At 43.1% G+C, this 17082-nt stretch carries 19 protein-coding genes; 18 read left to right on the top strand and 1 reads right to left on the bottom strand.

Features of this window, described 5'->3' with window-relative positions:
* The first annotated feature begins 57 nt into the window (after window positions 1-57).
* The 11 genes from FJN11_RS07920 to FJN11_RS07870 all read left to right on the top strand — a co-directional run bounded on the left by FJN11_RS07920 (window position 58) and on the right by FJN11_RS07870 (window position 9025).
* Complete coding sequence (locus FJN11_RS07920; protein ID WP_000631254.1) at window positions 58-459, top strand: Spx/MgsR family RNA polymerase-binding regulatory protein; 402 nt, start codon at window positions 58-60, stop codon at window positions 457-459.
* The gene (locus tag FJN11_RS07915) at window positions 459-737 is read left to right on the top strand and encodes a UPF0223 family protein (RefSeq protein WP_001041974.1); all 279 of its coding nucleotides are present in this window, start codon (window positions 459-461) and stop codon (window positions 735-737) included. Before FJN11_RS07920 ends, FJN11_RS07915 begins: the two co-directional genes overlap by 1 nt.
* Window positions 727-1500 carry an inositol monophosphatase family protein gene (locus tag FJN11_RS07910; RefSeq protein ID WP_049493323.1) on the top strand — a complete coding sequence of 258 codons (774 nt, stop codon included), beginning with the start codon at window positions 727-729 and terminating at the stop codon, window positions 1498-1500. Before FJN11_RS07915 ends, FJN11_RS07910 begins: the two co-directional genes overlap by 11 nt.
* Window positions 1501-2805 carry an RsmF rRNA methyltransferase first C-terminal domain-containing protein gene (locus tag FJN11_RS07905; protein WP_049493324.1) on the top strand — a complete coding sequence of 435 codons (1305 nt, stop codon included), beginning with the start codon at window positions 1501-1503 and terminating at the stop codon, window positions 2803-2805.
* Window positions 2806-3132: 327 nt separating this feature from the next.
* On the top strand, window positions 3133-4011 hold the full coding sequence (locus tag FJN11_RS07900) for a phosphate ABC transporter substrate-binding protein PstS family protein (RefSeq protein WP_020903179.1): 879 nt from the start codon (window positions 3133-3135) through the stop codon (window positions 4009-4011).
* Complete coding sequence (gene pstC, locus FJN11_RS07895; protein WP_125409407.1) at window positions 4011-4928, top strand: phosphate ABC transporter permease subunit PstC; 918 nt, start codon at window positions 4011-4013, stop codon at window positions 4926-4928. The genes FJN11_RS07900 and pstC overlap by 1 nt, the downstream gene beginning before the upstream one ends.
* Window positions 4918-5802: a phosphate ABC transporter permease PstA gene (gene pstA / locus FJN11_RS07890; RefSeq protein WP_000543046.1), complete on the top strand. Its 885-nt coding sequence runs from the start codon at window positions 4918-4920 to the stop codon at window positions 5800-5802. The genes pstC and pstA overlap by 11 nt, the downstream gene beginning before the upstream one ends.
* A gap of 10 nt (window positions 5803-5812) precedes the next feature.
* On the top strand, window positions 5813-6616 hold the full coding sequence (pstB, locus tag FJN11_RS07885) for a phosphate ABC transporter ATP-binding protein PstB (protein WP_000049848.1): 804 nt from the start codon (window positions 5813-5815) through the stop codon (window positions 6614-6616).
* 12 nt (window positions 6617-6628) lie between these two features.
* A complete protein-coding gene (gene pstB, locus FJN11_RS07880; protein WP_140224275.1) occupies window positions 6629-7387 on the top strand; it encodes a phosphate ABC transporter ATP-binding protein PstB in 759 nt (252 codons plus the stop codon).
* 11 nt (window positions 7388-7398) lie between these two features.
* Complete coding sequence (phoU, locus tag FJN11_RS07875; RefSeq protein ID WP_000946460.1) at window positions 7399-8052, top strand: phosphate signaling complex protein PhoU; 654 nt, start codon at window positions 7399-7401, stop codon at window positions 8050-8052.
* A gap of 157 nt (window positions 8053-8209) precedes the next feature.
* A complete protein-coding gene (locus FJN11_RS07870) occupies window positions 8210-9025 on the top strand; it encodes an ABC transporter substrate-binding protein (RefSeq protein ID WP_140224274.1) in 816 nt (271 codons plus the stop codon).
* A gap of 20 nt (window positions 9026-9045) precedes the next feature.
* On the opposite strand, the gene FJN11_RS07865 is transcribed toward FJN11_RS07870, so the two are convergent.
* Window positions 9046-10317, bottom strand: a complete 1272-nt coding sequence (locus FJN11_RS07865; protein ID WP_140224273.1) for an aminotransferase-like domain-containing protein — start codon at window positions 10315-10317, stop codon at window positions 9046-9048.
* 141 nt (window positions 10318-10458) lie between these two features.
* On the opposite strand from FJN11_RS07865, the gene budA reads away from it, so the two are divergent.
* The 7 genes from budA (at window position 10459) to FJN11_RS07830 (ending at window position 16910) form a co-directional block, all read left to right on the top strand.
* Complete coding sequence (gene budA, locus FJN11_RS07860) at window positions 10459-11190, top strand: acetolactate decarboxylase (RefSeq protein WP_033681610.1); 732 nt, start codon at window positions 10459-10461, stop codon at window positions 11188-11190.
* Between the two features lie 9 nt (window positions 11191-11199).
* Window positions 11200-11952 (top strand): YhfC family intramembrane metalloprotease, encoded by a 753-nt coding sequence (locus FJN11_RS07855; RefSeq protein ID WP_140224272.1) that lies wholly within the window; start codon window positions 11200-11202, stop codon window positions 11950-11952.
* Between the two features lie 111 nt (window positions 11953-12063).
* Entirely contained in the window at window positions 12064-12969 is a 906-nt protein-coding gene (gene murB / locus FJN11_RS07850) for a UDP-N-acetylmuramate dehydrogenase (protein WP_140224271.1), read from the top strand.
* A gap of 159 nt (window positions 12970-13128) precedes the next feature.
* Window positions 13129-14286, top strand: a complete 1158-nt coding sequence (locus FJN11_RS07845; RefSeq protein WP_000742895.1) for an ABC transporter ATP-binding protein — start codon at window positions 13129-13131, stop codon at window positions 14284-14286.
* Window positions 14267-15073, top strand: a complete 807-nt coding sequence (locus FJN11_RS07840; RefSeq protein ID WP_000753801.1) for an ABC transporter permease — start codon at window positions 14267-14269, stop codon at window positions 15071-15073. The genes FJN11_RS07845 and FJN11_RS07840 overlap by 20 nt, the downstream gene beginning before the upstream one ends.
* Entirely contained in the window at window positions 15070-15843 is a 774-nt protein-coding gene (locus FJN11_RS07835) for an ABC transporter permease (protein WP_000712740.1), read from the top strand. The genes FJN11_RS07840 and FJN11_RS07835 overlap by 4 nt, the downstream gene beginning before the upstream one ends.
* The gene (locus FJN11_RS07830) at window positions 15840-16910 is read left to right on the top strand and encodes an ABC transporter substrate-binding protein (protein ID WP_140224270.1); all 1071 of its coding nucleotides are present in this window, start codon (window positions 15840-15842) and stop codon (window positions 16908-16910) included. The genes FJN11_RS07835 and FJN11_RS07830 overlap by 4 nt, the downstream gene beginning before the upstream one ends.
* Window positions 16911-17082 lie beyond the last annotated feature (172 nt).

Genomic DNA, 17082 nt, shown 5'->3' with positions numbered 1-17082 from the left:
AGCGCTTTATTTTTTTGTATAATAGAATTAGCAAAGTATAGATAAGAAGAGAAAAGCATGATTACACTATTTCTATCACCGAGCTGTACTTCATGTCGTAAGGCAAAGGCCTGGTTAGAAAAACATAAGGTTCCCTTTGAGGAACACAATATTATGACCAGTCCTTTAACGAGAAAAGAATTGCAACATATTCTTTCCTTGACCGAAAATGGTACTGATGACATCATTTCAACTCGTTCAAAAATTTTTCAAAAATTAGATATTGATGTAGAAAGTATTTCGGTATCGGAATTGCTTCATTTGATTGAGCAGTATCCTAGTCTTTTGCGTCGTCCAATTATCATCGATGCCAAACGCATGCAAATTGGTTTTAATGAAGATGAGATTCGTGCTTTTCTCCCTCGTAGTTACCGTAAGCAAGAACTAAAAGAAGCAAGAATGAGAGCTGGTATTAGTTAATGAACAAACAGTATAGTTACCCACTAGATTTGTCGTGGAGCACTGAAGAACTTGCTTCAGTGCTTTCTTTTTTTAATGATGTTGAAGCTGCCTATGAAGGCAAGGTAGAGGCTAAAAAGTTACTGGATTCCTATAAGGGATTCAAAGCGGTCGTGCCAAGTAAGAGCGAAGAGAAACGTTTGGGACGAGAATTTGAAACAGTTAGTGGCTATTCACTTTATCGAGCAGTTCAGGCTGCCAAGGAAAAAGGGGAAGGAAAGATTTCTCTTGGAAAGTAAATTTGAATTTGCCAAAGAGCTTGTTAAGAGAGCGGGCCAGTACATCCTTGACCATATGCAGGAAGACTTGCGTGTTGAAATCAAGTCCTCTCCAACAGATTTGGTGACCAAACTGGACAAGGAAGTTCAGGAGCTATTGGTTGGTGAGATTTTGTCTCGTTATCCTGAAGATAAGATTTGTGCTGAAGAAGGTTGTCTGCGAGCCTCGGTTCAAGAGGGCAGGGTTTGGGTCATTGATCCCATTGATGGGACCAATAATTTTGTAGCCCAGCAGGAAGATTTTGCTGTTATGATGGCTTATTTTGAAAATGGTCAGGGACAGTTTGGGCTGATTTATGATGTGGTCAAAGGGGATTGTTATCACGGTGGTGGTAAGTTTCCAGTCTGTCGAAATGACCAGCTCCTAGCTCCCTTTAAAGTAAAACCACTTGGAGATTTCCTTATTGCAGGGAATAGTGGTATGCTGGAAACCAATGAATGGGGACTGGCTGATTTGAGTCGAGCGGTCCTCGGTGTTCGTGTCTATGGGAGTGCGGCCATTAGTTTTGTCAAGATTTTGTCAGGGCGTTTGTTGACCTATATCACTTATCTGCAACCATGGGATTATGCTGCAGCAAGTATTTTGGGGGAAAGTCTGGGCTATCGGGTTGTGACCCTTTCTGGTCAACCGCTTGATTTTCAAACTAGACAGCCGGTCATGATGTTACCTCTTGAGATGCAGGAGGAAATTCAGTCCTATATTTACGAAAGGAAAAGAACTTAAATGCAATTTCCAGAAGGATTTGTTGAAAAATATGAAGAGATACTAGGAGATGAGGCAAGAGATTTTCTTGCCTCTTTTGAGGAGGAAGCGGTTTCGGCTTTTCGGGTCAATCCTTTAAAAGAGGCGCCAGTTTCCTTTCCTGATGCTATTCCTCAAACCCCTTGGGGCCACTATGGGAAGGTTTCAGGGAAATCGCCTGAGCATGCTACTGGTTTAGTTTATTCGCAAGAACCTGCTGCTCAGATGGTTGCTCAGGTAGCCCAGCCCAGTCCTGGTATGAAGGTTTTGGATTTGGCCGCTGCACCGGGTGGAAAATCAACTCAGCTGGCAGCCTATCTAGCAGGGGAGGGTCTCCTTGTTTCCAATGAAATTTCAAGCAAACGGGCTAAGATTTTAGTAGAAAACATGGAGCGCTTTGGAGCGACAAATGTCGTAGTGACTAATGAATCTGCCGACCGCTTGGCTAAGGTCTTTAAAGGCTATTTTGACCTCATTGTCCTTGATGCTCCTTGCTCTGGGGAAGGAATGTTTCGTAAGCAGCCAGATGCTATGAACTATTGGAGCTTAGATTATCCAAGTCAATGTGCTAGCTTGCAAAGAGAAATTCTAGAGGATGCGGTGACCATGTTAGCTCAAGGTGGTCGTCTGGTTTATTCGACTTGTACCTGGTCACCTGAGGAAAACGAAGAGATCGTCAAGTGGTTGCTGGAAGAGTATAATTTTGATTTGTTGCCAGTAGAGCATATCAATGGAATGGTAGCTGGAATTGACCTGACAGAAACGGCTCGTATGTACCCACATCATTTTAAGGGAGAGGGGCAATTTGTAGCCCATTTGCAATTTAAAGGTGAAAATCCAGCACCTAAATGTAAGGCAAGTAAGAGCAATCTCAGCCGAGAACAAGTTGCCTTGTGGCAGGAATTTGCCCAAAACCACCTGAAGGTTAATCTATCGGGTATCTTGCAGACGTTTGGAGATCAGCTTTATCTCCTGCCAGAACTCTTACCAGATTTAGGGAAACTCAAGATTGCTCGGAATGGCCTGCATCTGGGTACCTTTAAGAAGAAACGCTTTGAGCCTAGTTTTGCTCTTGGTCTAGCCTTGAAACCGAGTCAGGTCAAGCAGTCAGTTGAAATTGACCAAGAAGCGTTTGTAAAGTATGTGGCTGGAGAAACTGTTCAATTGGCGGAAAGTCTGCCAAATGGTTGGTACCAAGTTTTGGTTAAAGGAAATGGCTTGGGCTTTGCTAAGGTGACTGGAAATGTTTTGAAAAATTATTTTCCAAAAGGCCTCAGATTCAAGTGAAAATGCTAGTCAAAGTAGCTTGTCTATGTTATAGTGGAAGTATGGATTTTTTTCAAATTGTCTTTCATTTTAAGTCGAAATTGGTGGAGATGGTAACTAAGCAAATTTCTAGTAAAACCAAGCTAATACTCTTCGAAAATCAAATTCAAACCGCGTCAACGTCGCCTTGCCGTACTCAAGTACAGCCTGCGGCTAGTTTCCTAGTTTGCTCTTTGATTTTCATTGAGTATAAGAACTTTAGTTGGCTCCCAATTTTAAAAAAGAAAAACATAAATAAATAGTTGAAAAAATTCACAGCATTCACCATTATTTTCAAGGAGAAAAACAGTGAAAAAAAGGAAAAAACTCGCTCTATCCCTTGCGGCTCTTTTGCTAGCAGGTTCTTTGGCGGGATGTGCTAGCTGGATTGATCGTGGGGAATCCATGACAGCTGTTGGTTCAACGGCTCTTCAGCCTTTGGTCGAAGCAGCAGCAGATGAATTTGGCTCTATGCACGTTGGAAAAACAGTCAACGTCCAAGGCGGAGGATCTGGTACAGGTCTGTCTCAGGTTCAGTCTGGAGCTGTTGATGTAGGAAATTCAGACGTATTTGCCGAGGAAAAAGACGGTATCAACGCATCCGCTCTAGTGGACCATAAGGTTGCTGTAGCGGGCTTGGCAGTGATTGTGAACAAGGAAGTTGATGTTGAAAATCTGACAACTGAACAACTCCGTAGCATCTTCACAGGTCAAGTGACCAACTGGAAAGAAGTCGGTGGGAAAGACCTAGCCATTTCCATTATCAACCGTGCGGCAAGTTCAGGTTCACGTGCAACCTTTGATAGTGTTATCATGGATGGTCAATCGGCCGTGCAGAGTCAAGAACAGGATTCAAATGGGATGGTTAAAAACATTGTTTCTCAGACACCAGGAGCCATTTCTTACTTAGCTTTTGCCTATGTGGATGACTCAGTTAAACGTATGAAGTTGAATGGCTATGAGCCGATTGCAGAAAATGTTACAAGCAATAACTGGCCTTTGTGGTCTTATGAACACATGTACACCCTAGGCCAACCAAATGAATTGGTGGCAGAATTCCTCAACTTTGTCCTCTCTGATGAAGCGCAAAGCGGAATCGTTAAGGGGATGGGCTATATTTCTGTCAAGGAAATGAAGGTTGAAAAAGATGCTGTAGGAACGGTGACAGCACTAGAAGGGAGTCACTAATGAATCAAGAAGAATTAGCTAAAAAATTACTTTCTCCCTCAAAGAACTCTCGTCTAGAGAAACTTGGAAAAGGCTTGACCTTTGCCTGTCTGTCTTTGATTGTCATCATTGTGGCTATGATTTTGATTTTCGTAGCCCAAAAAGGCTTGTCGACCTTCTTTGTAAATGGGGTTAATATCTTTGATTTCCTCTTTGGGCAAGCTTGGAATCCTTCAGGTAAACAATTTGGTGCCCTTCCTATGATTTTGGGTTCCTTTATTGTCACAATCCTATCAGCCCTTATCGCAACTCCTTTTGCCATTGGAGCAGCTGTCTTTATGACCGAAGTCTCACCAAAAGGTGCTAGAATCTTGCAACCAGCCATTGAATTGCTAGTCGGGATTCCTTCAGTCGTGTATGGATTTATCGGTTTGCAGGTCGTAGTTCCTTTTGTCCGTAGTATCTTTGGTGGAACTGGTTTTGGGATTCTGTCAGGGATTTTCGTACTCTTTGTCATGATTTTACCGACGGTAACCTTTATGACAACAGATAGCTTGCGTGCGGTGCCTCGTCACTACCGCGAAGCAAGTTTGGCTATGGGAGCCACCCGCTGGCAAACCATCTGGCGCGTGACCTTGAAGGCAGCGCGTTCAGGGATTTTCACAGCAGTGGTCTTTGGGATGGCGCGTGCCTTTGGTGAGGCCTTGGCCATTCAGATGGTAGTTGGAAACTCAGCCGTTGTCCCAACTTCATTGACAACACCTGCTGCGACCTTGACCTCTGTGTTAACCATGGGTATCGGAAATACCGTTATGGGAACTGTTGACAATAATGTTCTCTGGTCACTGGCCTTAGTCTTGCTTTTGATGAGTTTGGCCTTCAACAGTGTGATTAAATTGATTACGAAAGAAAGAGGAAAGAAAAACTATGCACGCTAAGAAATTAGATAAAATTGCAACAGCTGTCCTCTACTCGATTGCAGGAATTATTGTCGCCATCTTGGCATCCTTGATTCTCTATATCTTGGTTCGTGGTTTGCCCCACATCTCTTGGTCTTTCTTGACTGGCAAATCATCTTCTTACCAAGCAGGCGGAGGGATTGGAATTCAGCTCTATAATTCCTTCTTCCTTCTGGTCATTACCTTGATTATCTCTGTGCCTTTGTCTATGGGAGCTGGAATTTTCCTAGCTGAATACGCCAAAAAGGGTCCTGTTACCAACTTTGTCAGAACCTGTATTGAAATCTTATCTTCACTGCCATCAGTGGTTGTCGGTCTCTTTGGTTACTTGATCTTTGTAGTTCAGTTTGAGTATGGATTTTCAATCATCTCAGGTGCCTTGGCCTTGACGGTCTTTAACCTGCCTCAGATGACTCGTAACGTTGAAGACAGCTTGAAACACGTTCACCATACGCAACGTGAGGCCGGCTTGGCCCTTGGAATTTCTCGTTGGGAGACTGTGGTTCATGTCGTCATTCCAGAAGCCCTTCCAGGTATTGTGACTGGGGTCGTCTTAGCTTCTGGTCGTATCTTTGGTGAGGCAGCTGCCCTTATCTATACAGCAGGACAATCCGCTCCAGCCCTTGACTGGTCTAACTGGAATATTCTCAGTGTTACTAGCCCAATCTCTATCTTCCGTCAAGCAGAAACCTTGGCTGTCCACATTTGGAAAGTCAATAGTGAAGGTACTATTCCTGATGGAACTATTGTATCAGCAGGTTCTGCAGCCGTGCTCCTCATCTTTATCCTCATCTTTAACTTTGGAGCCCGTAAACTCGGAAGTTACCTACATAAGAAATTAACCGCTGCCTAAAGGAGAAGCCATGTCAAAATATAATTGGGATGAAAAGCATATCATCACCTTTCCTGAAGAGAAAGTGGCCCTCTCTACTAAGGATTTACATGTTTACTACGGTAAAAATGAATCCATCAAGGGCATCGATATGCAATTTGAAAAGAATAAAATTACTGCCTTAATTGGCCCTTCTGGTTCAGGGAAATCAACCTACCTTCGCAGTCTCAACCGTATGAATGATACCATTGATATTGCCAAGGTAACAGGTCAAATCCTCTACCAAGGGATTGATGTTAACCGTCCAGAAATCAATGTCTATGAGATGCGTAAGCATATCGGAATGGTCTTCCAACGACCAAATCCCTTTGCCAAGTCTATCTACCGCAATATCACTTTTGCTCATGAACGTGCAGGGGTTAAGGACAAGCAAGTCTTGGATGAAATTGTGGAAACCTCTCTTCGTCAGGCTGCCCTTTGGGACCAGGTTAAAGATGATTTGCACAAGTCGGCCTTGACCCTATCAGGTGGTCAGCAGCAACGTCTCTGTATCGCTCGTGCTATCTCTGTTAAACCAGATATTCTCTTGATGGATGAGCCGGCATCAGCCTTGGATCCGATTGCGACAGCCCAGCTAGAAGAAACTATGTTGGAATTGAAAAAAGACTTTACCATTATCATCGTAACCCACAGTATGCAGCAGGCTGCGCGTGCTAGTGACTACACAGGATTTTTCTACTTGGGTGACTTGATAGAGTACGATAAGACCTCTAATATTTTCCAAAATGCCAAACTACAGTCAACCAATGACTATGTAACAGGACACTTTGGATAGAAAGGAAACAGTATGACAGAAGCGATTTTACAGGTGTCAGACCTGTCCGTTTACTACAATCAAAAGAAGGCCTTGAATAGTGTTTCCCTATCTTTCCAACCTAAGGAAATTACAGCCTTGATTGGTCCATCTGGATCAGGGAAATCAACCCTCCTCAAGGCTATCAACCGCATGGGGGATCTCAATCCAGAGGTGACCACAACTGGTTCGGTGGTTTATAACGGCCACAACATCTACAGTCCGCGTACAGATACAGTTGAATTGCGGAAGGAAATCGGTATGGTCTTTCAACAACCGAACCCTTTCCCTATGTCTATCTACGAAAATGTTGTTTACGGGCTTCGTATCAATGGAGTTAAGGATAAGCAGGTTCTGGATGAAGCAGTAGAAAAAGCCTTGCAACGAGCTTCTATCTGGGATGAGGTCAAGGATCGCCTGCATGATTCAGCTATCGGGCTTTCAGGTGGACAACAACAACGTGTCTGTGTTGCTCGTGTCTTGGCAACCAGTCCTAAAATCATTCTCTTGAATGAACCGACTTCAGCTCTGGACCCTATCTCGGCTGGTAAGATTGAGGAAACCTTGTATGGTTTAAAAGATAAATACACCATGCTCTTGGTTACGCGTTCCATGCAACAAGCATCTCGTATTTCTGACAAGACAGGATTTTTCCTAGATGGAGATCTGATCGAGTTTAACGATACCAAGAAGATGTTCCTCAGCCCACAACACAAGGAAACAGAAGATTATATTTCAGGAAAATTTGGATAAGGAGATAAATGATGTTACGCTCTCAATTTGAGGAAGATTTAGAGAAATTGCACAACCAGTTCTATGCTATGGGACAAGAAGTGCTATCCCAAATCAATCGTACGGTGCGTGCCTTTGTTACGCATGACCGTGATTTGGCCAAGGAAGTCATCGAAGACGATGCAGAAGTAAACGAATACGAAGTGAAATTGGAAAAGAAATCATTTGAAATGATTGCCCTTCAACAACCAGTTTCTCAAGACTTGCGTACAGTTCTAACAGTCTTAAAAGCCGTATCGGACTTGGAACGTATGGGGGACCATGCCGTTTCCATTGCAAGAGCAGCCATTCGTATGAAGGGGGAGCAACGCATCCCAGCTGTTGAAGAAGAAATTAAGAGAATGGGGCGTGATGTCAAGAACTTCGTTGAAGCAGCCCTTGAACTCTATCTCAATGGTTCAGTAGATCAGGCCTATGAAGTAGCAGCCATGGACGAAAAAATCAACCATTACTTTGATAGCATTCGTGACTTGGCTACAGAAGAAATCAAGAAAAATCCTGATGCCATTGTTACAGGTCGTGATTACTTCCAAGTGATTGCCTTCTTGGAACGCATTGGAGACTATGCTAAGAATATCTGTGAATGGGTTGTTTACTTTGAAACAGGTAAGATTGTCGAACTATAAAATAGTTTCATTCTGTATAAAAAGGAGCTTGAAATCAATTAATAGCTCCTTTTGTTGAATGAAAAAAATATTTTTAAGATAAAAATTCAAAAAATACTTGACAAGCAACTTGGATAGCGTTATAATTATACAAAATTAACAGAGAGGTTGTTTATTTATGAAATCAAAAAAATGGATATTTGTTTTATGTAGTTTTCTTGCAAGTTTCTTCTTAGTAGCTTGTCAGTCGGATTCTAATGGTTCTCAGTCAGCTGTTGAAGCCATTAAGCAAAAGGGGAAATTAGTTGTGGCGACTAGTCCTGACTATGCACCTTTTGAATTCCAATCCTTAGTTGACGGAAAAAACCAGGTAGTCGGTGCGGATATTGATATGGCCCAAGCTATCGCTGATGAACTTGGGGTGAAGTTGGAAATTTCAAGCATGAGTTTTGACAATGTTTTAACCAGTCTTCAAACTGGGAAGGCTGACCTAGCGGTTGCAGGAATTAGCGCTACTGACGAGAGAAAAGAAGTCTTTGATTTTTCAATCCCCTACTATGAAAACAAGATTAGTTTCTTGGTTCGTAAGTCTGATGTAGAAAAATACAAGGATTTAACTAGCCTTGAAAGTGATAATATTGCGGCCCAAAAAGGAACTGTTCCAGAATCAATGGTCAAGGAACAATTGCCAAAAGCGCAATTAACTTCCCTAACCAATATGGGTGAAGCTGTCAATGAATTGCAGGCTGGAAAAGTAGATGCTGTTCACATGGATGAGCCTGTTGCCCTTAGCTATGCTGCTAAAAACGCCGACTTAGCTGTCGCAACTGTCAGCTTGAAGATGAAGGACGGCGAAGCTAATGCAGTTGCCCTTAGAAAAAATAGTGCTGATTTAAAAGAAGTGGTGGACAAGGTCATCCAAAAACTCAAGGATGACGGTACCTACCAAAAATATCTTGAAAAAGCGGCAACCTTAACAGAAGTTGAACAATAAGAAAAAAGCAGAGTTGGAAGTCATTCCAATTCTGCTTTTAAATAGTTTAAAACCTTTTCTAGATTGTCTAAGGACACCTTGGCAAATTGATAAGGGCAGGCATCCAAGTAAGCCTCCTCAAAGAAGTCCAAGCCCAGTTGGCTGTGTTTGAGACTGGCGATTTTAGGATACTGTCTCAGGTCTAGTAATAAGCCATCGTGCAGAGGAAAATGTGGAAGGGGACAAGGTGTTTTGGTTAAACTTTCCTCGATTTGTTTTTGGTAAGTTTCCTGATTGGACAAGCGAGCTAGACGATTTTTCTCAAACAATTGACTGTCAATATAGAGTGACAGGGCCTTTTGCATGATAAGGTTGCTGTCGTAGTCTAGGATATTTTTGTAGGCCACAAAGGCTTCTTTGATAGCATTTGGCAGAATGAGAGCCGTAATCCGCAGGGCTGGAAAGAGGCTGGTTGAGAAGGACTTGATATAAATAACGCGCTCCTCTGTATCTAGATAGTGGAAGGTCTGGCCCTTTTTAGAGTCCAAATCCCCCAGATAGTCGTCCTCTACGATATAGACTCCATACTTGGTAGCTAAGTCAAGAATAGCCCGTTTGTCCTGCTCAGAATAGGAATGCCCCAGAGGATAGTGAAAACGAGGAATGGTGTAGAAAAACTTAATTTTTCCTGTTTTGAAGTGGCCTTCCAGCTCCTCCAAGGCAATCCCATCAATGCCTCGTTCAATCGTTTGATAGTCCAGACCTTGAGCAATCAAGAGACGATTCATCCGATGGTAGGTCGGCTGTTCCACCAAGATTTCCTTAGCTTGGCTAGGAAAGGATATTTGAGAGAGGATAAACAAGGCTTGTTGGGTGCCAGAAGTCAGTACCAGTTGGTCAGCCTTGCAGTAGAGGGCTTGGTCAAAGAGGAGTTTGTGAATAGACTGTCTTAGATCTTCTAAACCTTCTTGGTTGTCATAGTAGTTGAAGAGGTAGTTTTCACGTCCAATCAGGGTTTCGTTGACGCAGAGTCGGAAGTCATCATAGGCGCTAGCATGTTCATCTGTAACCTCGATTTCTAGGTCCTGGTGTTGTCCTTGCTCCAGCACATAGTAGCCACTCTGGGGCTTGGCATAGAGGTATTGTTCGTGCCGTAATTCCAGCAGGGCTCGTTGAATAGTGTCCTTGCTACAGTGAAAGTCAAGGCTCAGTTGACGGATAGAAGGCAGGCGGCTACCCGTCGGAAAACGTCCAGACTCGATACCGTTTTTCAGATAGGAAACGACCTCTTGGTACTTGCTTTGTTTCTTCATTCCAGACCTCCCTTGATTTTGTTACATTGTACCTTTTTTTTTCCTTCTTGGCAATGTCTAGAGTGTTTCTATCGTTCACATCTAGGGGCAAATGTGGTATACTTAGGAGTAACATTTATAGAATAACAGACAAGAAAGTGAATGGATAAGAACGTGCAGGAACCAGTGAAATTATTTCAATACAATACCCTTGGAGCCTTGATGGCTGGCCTTTATGGTGGGACCATGACAGTAGGAGAATTGCTAGAGCATGGTGACCTTGGTTTGGGAACCTTGGATTCCATTGATGGAGAATTGATTGTCTTGGATGGCAAGGCTTATCAGGCCAAAGGATCAGGCGACCAGCCAGAGATTGTGGAGGTGTCACCAGATGCCCTTATTCCTTATGCAGCAGTAGTACCGCATCAGGCAGAGGTTATTTTCCGACAGCGCTTTGAGATGACGGACAAGGAATTGGAGGAGCGAATTGAGTCTTATTATGACGGGGAAAATCTTTTCCGCTCTATCAAGATTCGTGGGGAATTTTCACATATGCATGTGCGCATGATTCCCAAGTCAACACCAGAGACCAAGTTTGCTGATGTTGCAACCCATCAACCGGAATATCGTCGTGACAATGTCGCAGGAACCATCGTTGGTTTCTGGACGCCAGAGATTTTTCATGGAGTTAGTGTGGCAGGCTACCATCTACACTTCATCTCAGATGATTTGACCTTCGGTGGGCATGTCATGGACTTTGTCATCAAGGAAGGCATTATTGAGGTGGGAGCTGTTGATCAGTTGGACCAACGTTTCCCAGTCCAAGACCGTCAATACTTGTTTGCTAAGTTCAATGTTGACGAGATGAAAAAAGATATTGAAAAGGCAGAATAGGAGAAGAAAATGACCATTCATATCATTATTACCATGGTGCTGTTGCTGGCTTTCTTGCTAGGAAGCATTTGGTATGCCAAAAAGAAATACCAGATTAATCTAGCTGTCTTGGGCTTGGGGGCTGTTGCCTTCTTTGTCTCTTCACAGATTTTAGAAAAACTGGTGCATATCTTGGTTTTACATCCTCAAAAAGACGGTAGTATTGCCCTCTTGCAAGACCATCCGCTTGTCTATATCATCTATGGCCTAGCCATGGCAGCATTTTTTGAGGAAACGGCTCGCCTTGTTTTCTTCAAATGGTTGGAGAAAAAGAGAAATTTGGAAAAGGCGGATGCCTTGGCTTATGGATTGGGGCATGGTGGCTTGGAGTTGATTTTCCTAGGTCTTACTAGTTTGATCAATCTCTACATCGTTCTCTCAGCAGTTCAAACGCAAAATCCACAGGTTATGCAATTGCTGTCTGAAAATATGTTGAAAACTATTCAGTCGCTATCAGTCTGGCAGATTTATTTGCTTGGTTTTGAACGGATTTTGGCTCTAGGATTCCAATTGCTTTTGACTATTTGGGTTTACCAAGCTGTTCGCCAGAAGAAATGGATTTATCTCCTAGCAGCCTATGGCCTACATGCCTTTTTTGATCTGGCACCATCTCTTGCCCAAGTTGGATGGCTGACAAGTCCAGTCTTGGTTGAAGTTGTCCTAGCACTTGAACTTGTTCTGGTTGCCTATGGAACCAAGGCAATCTTTTGCAAAAAATCATAAAAAGAGGGGAAACCTCTTTTTATGTTTAAAATAAGCCCAAGATTTTTTTAGGGTCGTCAAATGGTCTTAAAAATGGTATAATGGAATGAATTTTGTAAAAGGAAGAGTGTCATGTCAGTAAAAGAAAAAATGCTTGAAATCTTAGAAGGGATTGATATCCGTTTCAAGGAACCCTTGCATAGCTATAGTTATACAAAAGTAGGTGGAGAGGCCGATTATTTGGTCTTTCCACGAAATCGTTTTGAGTTGGCTCGCGTTGTTAAATTTGCCAATCAAGAAAATATCCCTTGGATGGTTCTTGGGAATGCCAGCAACATCATCGTTCGTGATGGTGGGGTTCGTGGATTTGTCATCTTGTGTGACAAGCTCAATAATGTTTCCGTTGATGGCTATACCATCGAAGCAGAAGCAGGGGCTAACTTGATTGAAACGACACGCATTGCCCTTCGTCATAGTTTGACTGGCTTTGAGTTTGCTTGTGGCATTCCAGGGAGCGTCGGCGGTGCTGTCTTTATGAATGCGGGTGCCTATGGTGGCGAGATTGCTCACATCTTACAGTCTTGTAAGGTCTTGACCAAGGACGGAGAAATCGAGACCCTGTCTGTCAAGGATTTGGCTTTTGGTTACCGCCATTCAGCCATTCAGGAGTCTGGTGCAGTTGTCTTGTCAGCTAAATTTGCTCTAGCTCCAGGAAGCCATCAGGTTATCAAGCAAGAAATGGACCGCTTGACGCATCTACGTGAACTCAAGCAACCTTTAGAATATCCATCTTGTGGTTCGGTCTTTAAGCGTCCAGTAGGGTATTTTGCAGGTCAATTAATTTCAGAAGCTGGCTTGAAAGGCTATCGTGTCGGTGGTGTTGAAGTGTCTGAAAAGCACGCAGGTTTTATGATCAATGTCGCAGATGGAACGGCCAAAGACTACGAAGACTTGATTGAGTCTGTGATTGAAAAAGTCAAGGAACACTCTGGCGTTACTCTTGAGAGAGAGGTCCGTATTTTAGGTGAAAGCAAGTAGGAAGCTGTAGTTGAAAAGTTGCTGCTATATCATGGAAAGGGGGTGAAAGCCTATCGTCAGTGCAGAAGAATGTAGGCAGTTCAGTCTCCTACACGAGGTAGTGGCGGCCTGACAGAGCCCTGATCTGTTAATCTATGAAAAAGAAGGAATAAATGACAATTGAAAAAACCAATTATTGAATTCAAAAACGTCTCTAAAGTTTTTGAAGACAGCAACACCAAGGTTCTCAAAGACATCAACTTTGAGTTGGAAGAAGGAAAATTCTACACTCTTTTAGGCGCATCTGGTTCAGGGAAATCAACTATCCTAAACATTATTGCAGGGTTATTGGATGCGACGACAGGAGATATTTTGCTGGATGGTGTCCGTATCAATGACATCCCAACCAACAAGCGAGATGTCCATACGGTCTTCCAATCCTATGCCTTGTTTCCACATATGAATGTGTTTGAAAATGTTGCCTTTCCGCTCCGCTTGCGCAAGATTGACAAGAAAGAAATCGAGAAACGCGTAGCGGAAGTTCTCAAGATGGTTCAGTTGGAAGGTTATGAAAAACGTTCCATTCGTAAACTCTCAGGAGGACAACGCCAGCGTGTGGCTATTGCCCGTGCCATCATCAACCAACCCCGTGTGGTTTTGTTGGACGAGCCTTTATCAGCGCTAGACTTGAAATTAAGAACAGATATGCAGTATGAACTACGTGAACTGCAACAACGATTGGGAATCACCTTTGTCTTTGTCACTCACGATCAGGAAGAAGCCCTGGCTATGAGTGACTGGATTTTTGTCATGAATGATGGCGAGATTGTCCAGTCTGGAACTCCTGTGGATATCTACGATGAGCCAATCAACCACTTTGTTGCTACCTTTATCGGCGAGTCAAACATCTTGCCAGGTACCATGATTGAGGACTACTTGGTTGAGTTTAACGGCAAACGCTTTGAAGCGGTCGATGGTGGGATGAAGCCAAATGAACCAGTCGAAGTCGTGATTCGTCCAGAGGACTTGCGGATTACCCTTCCTGAAGAAGGCAAGCTCCAAGTTAAGGTCGATACCCAGCTCTTCCGTGGAGTGCACTATGAAATTATCGCCTATGACGAACTTGGAAATGAATGGATGATCCACTCGACTCGTAAGGCCATTGTGGGTGAGGAAATTGGTCTGGACTTTGAACCAGAAGACATCCACATCATGCGCCTTAACGAAACTGAAGAAGAGTTCGATGCTCGTATCGAAGAATACGTGGAAATTGAAGAGCAAGAAGCAGGTCTGATCAATGCAATCGAGGAGGAGAGAGATGAAGAAAACAAGCTCTAAACTCTTTGTAGTGCCCTACATGCTTTGGATTGCCCTCTTTGTCCTGGCACCCTTGGTCTTGATTTTCGGTCAATCCTTTTTCAATATCGAAGGCCAGTTTAGCTTAGAAAACTATAAATCTTACTTTGCGTCACAAAACTTGACCTACCTCAAAATGAGCTTTAACTCCGTGCTTTATGCAGGAATTGTGACCTTTGTAACCTTGCTTATCAGCTATCCAACAGCCCTCTTTTTGACCCGTCTCAAGCACCGTCAACTTTGGCTCATGCTGATTATCCTGCCTACCTGGATCAATTTGCTCCTTAAAGCCTATGCCTTTATCGGAATTTTTGGTCAAAATGGCTCTATTAACCAATTTTTGGAATTCATCGGAATCGGTTCACAACAGTTGCTCTTTACCGATTTCTCCTTTATCTTTGTCGCAAGCTACATCGAGCTTCCCTTTATGATTTTGCCGATTTTCAATGTCTTGGACGATATGGACAACAATCTTATCAATGCCAGTTATGATCTCGGTGCGACCAAGTGGGAGACCTTCCGTCATGTCATCTTTCCTCTATCTATGAATGGGGTGCGAAGTGGGGTTCAGTCCGTCTTTATCCCAAGCTTGAGCCTCTTCATGCTGACCCGTTTGATTGGTGGGAACCGCGTTATCACCTTGGGGACGGCTATTGAACAGAATTTCCTAACCAATGACAACTACGGTATGGGTTCAACTATCGGTGTGATTCTCATTCTGACCATGTTCATCACCATGTGGGTGACCAAGGAAAGGAGAGAACGATGAAAAAATTTGCCAACCTTTATCTGGGACTGGTCTTTCTTGTCCTCTACCTGCCGATTTTTTACCTGATTGGTTATGCCTTTAACGCAGGCAACGACATGAACAGCTTTACAGGCTTTAGCCTGAGCCATTTTAAAACCATGTTTGGCGATGGTCGTCTCATGTTGATTGTGACCCAGACCTTTTTCTTGGCCTTCCTGTCAGCCTTGATTGCGACCATTATCGGGACTTTTGGTGCCATTTACATCTACCAGTCTCGTAAGAAATACCAAGAAGCCTTTCTATCACTCAATAATATCCTCATGGTTGCGCCTGATGTTATGATTGGTGCTAGCTTCTTGATTCTCTTTACCCAACTCAAGTTTTCACTTGGCTTTTTGACTGTCTTATCTAGTCATGTGGCTTTCTCCATTCCTATCGTGGTCTTGATGGTCTTGCCACGTCTCAAAGAAATGAACGGTGACATGATTCATGCGGCCTATGACCTTGGTGCCAGTCAATTTCAGATGTTTAAGGAAATCATGCTTCCTTACCTGACACCGTCTATCATTGCAGGTTACTTCATGGCCTTCACCTATTCGCTAGATGACTTTGCTGTGACCTTCTTTGTAACGGGAAATGGCTTTTCAACCCTATCGGTCGAGATTTACTCTCGTGCTCGCAAGGGGATTTCGCTAGAGATCAATGCCCTGTCTGCCCTTGTCTTTCTCTTTAGTATTATCCTAGTTGTTGGCTATTACTTTATCTCACGTGAGAAGGAGGAGCAAGCATGAAAAAACTCTATTCATTTTTAGCAGGAATTGTAGCCATTATCCTCGTCTTGTGGGGAATTGCGACTCATCTAGATAGTAAAATCAATAGCCGAGATAGTCAAAAATTGGTTATCTACAACTGGGGAGACTATATCGATCCAGAACTCTTGGAGCAATTCACAGAAGAGACAGGCATTCAAGTCCAATACGAGACCTTTGACTCCAACGAAGCCATGTATACCAAGATCAAGCAGGGTGGAACGACCTACGATATTGCCATTCCTAGTGAATACATGATTAACAAGATGAAGGACGAAGACCTCTTGGTTCCGCTTGATTATTCAAAACTTGAAGGTCTTGAAAATATCGGACCGGAGTTCCTCAACCAGTCCTTTGACCCAGGCAATAAATTCTCCATCCCTTACTTCTGGGGAACACTGGGAATTGTCTATAATGAAACCATGGTAGAGGAAGCGCCTGAGCATTGGGATGACCTCTGGAAGCCAGAGTATAAGAACTCTATCATGCTTTTTGATGGGGCGCGTGAGGTACTGGGACTGGGACTCAATTCCCTCGGCTACAGCCTCAACTCCAAGGATACCCAGCAGTTAGAAGAGACAGTGGACAAGCTCTACAAGTTGACTCCAAATATCAAGGCTATTGTGGCGGACGAGATGAAGGGCTACATGATTCAGAATAACGCTGCAATCGGTGTGACCTTCTCTGGCGAAGCTAGTCAAATGCTAGAAAAAAATGAAAACTTACGCTATGTGGTACCGACAGAAGCCAGCAACCTTTGGTTTGACAATATGGTCATTCCCAAAACCGTCAAAAACCAAGATGCAGCCTATTCCTTTATAAACTTTATGTTGAAACCTGAAAATGCTCTCAAAAATGCGGAGTATGTCGGCTATTCAACACCAAACCTACCAGCTAAGGAATTACTCCCAGAGGAGAAAAAAGAAGATAAAGCCTTCTATCCAGATGCTGAAACCATGAAACACCTAGAAGTTTATGAAAAATTTGACCATAAATGGACAGGAAAATATAGCGACCTCTTCCTACAGTTTAAAATGTATCGGAAGTAGGAGTAGAACGTAAGAAAACGAATCAGTTAGAGCTGGTTCGTTTTTTTGAAAAAATAGAAATCATGGTATAATAGTTTTAGGCTGAGAGTTATTAGAATTGTTTATAGCATCTCTGAAAATTTAATTCTAAAGGAGTTCAAAATGAGCCAGACTACGCAAATGCATATATATA

It is taken from the genome of Streptococcus symci (genome assembly GCF_006385165.1).
Lineage (GTDB): Bacteria > Bacillota > Bacilli > Lactobacillales > Streptococcaceae > Streptococcus > Streptococcus symci.
Note: the sequence above shows the minus strand (reverse complement) of the source record. Positions and strands in the feature narration are given on the sequence as shown.